2 protein-coding genes are annotated in these 1713 nt (G+C 62.2%); both read left to right on the top strand.

What is annotated here, in order from left to right:
* Positions 1–146 precede the first annotated feature (146 nt).
* On the top strand, positions 147–767 hold the full coding sequence (locus tag ACFWPJ_RS32105) for a response regulator (protein ID WP_378857180.1): 621 nt from the start codon (positions 147–149) through the stop codon (positions 765–767).
* 677 nt (positions 768–1444) lie between these two features.
* A partial coding sequence (locus ACFWPJ_RS32100) for a DNA adenine methylase (RefSeq protein ID WP_378857178.1) occupies positions 1445–1713 on the top strand: 269 nt, incomplete at its 3' end.

The following is a 1713-nucleotide window of genomic DNA, read 5'->3' as shown; positions in this document are numbered from 1 at the left end:
TCGTTGCGCAACGACAACCCCCACGGCGCGACCGGTGAACGCTCCGGGCTGCGTGGACTGGCCGAGCGGCTCGCCGCGGTCGGCGCGACCCTCGATGTCACCGCGACCGGCGACGAGTTCATCCTCGAAATCCACTGGGAGAAGATGTGATTCCGGTCTACCTCGCCGACGACGAGACCCTCATCCGCGCCGCGCTGGCGACGATGCTCGACCTCGAAGCCGACCTGGAGGTCGTCGCGCACGTGGGTTCCGGGACGGAACTCGTCGATCTCTGGCGACGTCGCGCCGAGGTGGCCGAGCCGGTGGCGGTGGCCGTCATCGACCTGCAGATGCCGGGCATAGACGGTATCGACACCGCGGTCGAGCTCCAGCGGATCACGCCGGGCGCGGGCACCCTGATCGTCACCAGTCACGGCAGGCCCGGCTATCTCAAGCGCGCGCTGTCGGCCGGCGTGCGCGGGTTCCTGCCCAAGACGACCTCGGCGGCGACCCTGGCGGAGGTGATCCGCACCGTGCACAAAGGCGGCCGCTATGTCGACCCGGAACTGGCCGCCGAGGCCATCAGCGCAGGCGACACCGTGCTCACCGCCCGCGAGGCCGACGTGCTCGAATTCGCCGCCGACGGCGCGTCCGTCGACGACATCGCCCGCCGTGCGCACCTGTCGCCGGGCACCACCCGCAACTATCTGTCCTCCGCGATGAGCAAGCTCGGCGTCTCCAACCGCTACGAAGCCGCACTCAAGGCCAGGGAGAAGGGCTGGATCTAGGGCGGACTACGGCACCCTGGACCACGGGCAAAGCGTTGACTGCGACTAGAGGTCCTTTGAACTTCATACGTCCGCTCGGGAGCGTCTGTCAGCGATCTGGACCGGTCGCGATGTTGTTGCCTGGCGCGCAAGCGTCGGCGCGAGCCTAACAACGGCGGTACTGATGGTGTGGTGCTGGCTGATGGGGTCTCTTCGATACTGCTTCGGGATTACCCAGGCTGCGATTCCGAAGTAGCCTCCCCGGGCCGCACTGAGGGCAAGGAACGAGCCACTGGGACTTAGATGGGGTGGACGGAAAGGATCCGGGGTTGTGACTAGGTTTCACAGCGCTCGGCTCCAAGGGGGACGGTTGGTAGCAGGTGGCATCACATAAAAACATACCGAACAATCGGTATCTGTTTACCGTCAATCTTCAGGCCATTGGGTGTCGTCGACACGACGAGATAAGCCGCTTGCTGGACGGTGGTTGCTAGGCGAGCGATGCCATCGCCGTCTAGGCTTGCTACTCTTTTCATCCAAGCGCAGTCGAACAAGAAGGGGTGGCCACTCTGATCCGATTAGGTTTTGGGACGGGTGTGCACACATGCCCTGCAAGACCCCTGCCCGGAGCTGATTGTCCGTATTTCGGTAACAACCTGACGTATATCTAGTACCTAATTTACATGCGAGGGGGGCTGGTGCGCAGTCTTGATCACGCTGAACCAATACTTCGTTGGGCTGGTGGCAAACGTTGGCTGATTCCGGCGATAAGAACCATAATTCGGGACACGGTAACCCGCGATTACCATGAGCCATTTTTGGGCGGTGCTGCAGTTTTCCTTGGTCTGGAACACGCTGGGAGATCCTTTCTAGCTGACGCCAACTCGGACTTGATCGAGGTATATCAGTGCATTCGCGACGATTACGAAAGTGTGGCCGACCTCTTACTGCGACACGTCAATACTGC

This window comes from Nocardia sp. NPDC058497, from assembly GCF_042720195.1.
GTDB lineage: Bacteria > Actinomycetota > Actinomycetes > Mycobacteriales > Mycobacteriaceae > Nocardia.
The sequence above is the reverse complement of the archived record's forward strand: the minus strand, read 5'-3'. Positions and strand labels throughout refer to the sequence as shown.